1 pseudogene is annotated in these 1502 nt (G+C 26.5%); it reads left to right on the top strand.

Annotation, left to right across the window (positions count from 1 at the left end):
- Window positions 1-293 precede the first annotated feature (293 nt).
- A pseudogene (locus tag L8U98_RS08155) lies at window positions 294-1502 on the top strand (methyl-accepting chemotaxis protein); the annotation flags it as partial.

Raw genomic sequence — 1502 nt, 5'->3', positions numbered from 1 at the left:
TAGTTGGAAGATCTGTATTTTATTTAGTCTAATTTTTATCCATAACAATTTATGTTTACTTTAATAAAAATATTTTCACAATAGCTACAATTTTTAATCATATATTTATAAAAAAATATTTTTATTATTTTATTATACAAAGTATGTATTTTTCATTGTTATATCATTTTTTGATTTATTTTTGCGTGTGTGTATTTGAACCAATTTTAAAAAAATTAAATCTTTTAAAATAGTTTAAAAATAGTTTTATATAAAAAAATAGAATTAATGCTAATCAAAAAAAGGAGTTATTGATGTTTAAATCTTTAAATATAGGGTTAAAACTAGTATTATCAGTTGCTATTAGTATAATCGCTGGAATAGCCATTTTGGTGACTATTTTATCAATTCAAGTTGCTTCTAATATGGAAAATGAAGCTAAAAATTCAATCTTTCTTTCTGCGAAAAGATACGGAAATTTTATGCAAGGCATTCTAAATGAGGAAGTTGTTCTTACAAAAGGAATGGCTACATCGCTTAATGAAATGTTTTCGAAATATGACCAAGTAGATGTTGCGTTAATAGAAAGCTTATTAAAAAATACCTTTGACAGTAGTGGTTATGCAGCTTATTCATTTCTTTGGCTAAAAGATCCTTCTGTTTTATCTGACACCCAAGCATTAGATTCAAATTTTAAAAGCTCTAATGGTAAAACTTTTGCTATGATTTTTTTCGATGAAACTACAGGAAAAGCAGGTGGCATAAGATCTATAAAAGTTCCTAATAATTTTTCTCAACTGAACATTTTACAAAAAATTGAGCAAAACGCAAAATATGGTGATTTAGATACTTTATTTGTTGGCGCTCCATCAAAATTAAATTATGATGGACATGATTTTTTAGGTATTAATTTAGGAATGCCTATCTTTAACAGTAAAGGCAAATTTGTAGGTGTTGTTGGATATACTTTTGATTTCTTAGAAATATCACAAGAAATGCTTGATCCAAAACTAGATGCCTACGAAGGTGATTTAAGATTTTTAATGACTGATCAAGGGGTTATTACTATTCACAAAAACAAAGATGCTATATTAAAAACTCTACCTGAAATCAATAAAGATCCTTCGACAAAATTTATTATTGATGCCGTTAAAGAACGTAAAGATATAATTATTGACAATTATACTGATTCAAATGGAAATCTCAGCTTTGCTAGTATCACTCCTTTTAGCACACTAGGAGACTCTAGTCACTGGAGTATAATAGTTACCGCACCAAAAAAGTCTGTTTTACAACCTTTATATAAATTACAATTTATTTTAATTATTATAGCACTAGTTATAGTTGTTATAATCTTAGCCATTGTTTATTTTTGTGTAAATAAAATAGTAGGTGCTAGAATTCCTATTATACTTCATTCTTTACAAAATTTCTTCAAATTTTTAAATCATGAAACCAAAGAAGTGCAAACAATAAAGATTAAAGCCGATGATGAATTAGGAAGAATGGGTAAAATAATCAAC

It is taken from the genome of Campylobacter sp. RKI_CA19_01128, from assembly GCF_025771175.1.
Lineage (GTDB): Bacteria > Campylobacterota > Campylobacteria > Campylobacterales > Campylobacteraceae > Campylobacter_D.
This window is presented reverse-complemented; position numbering and strand designations above follow the sequence as displayed.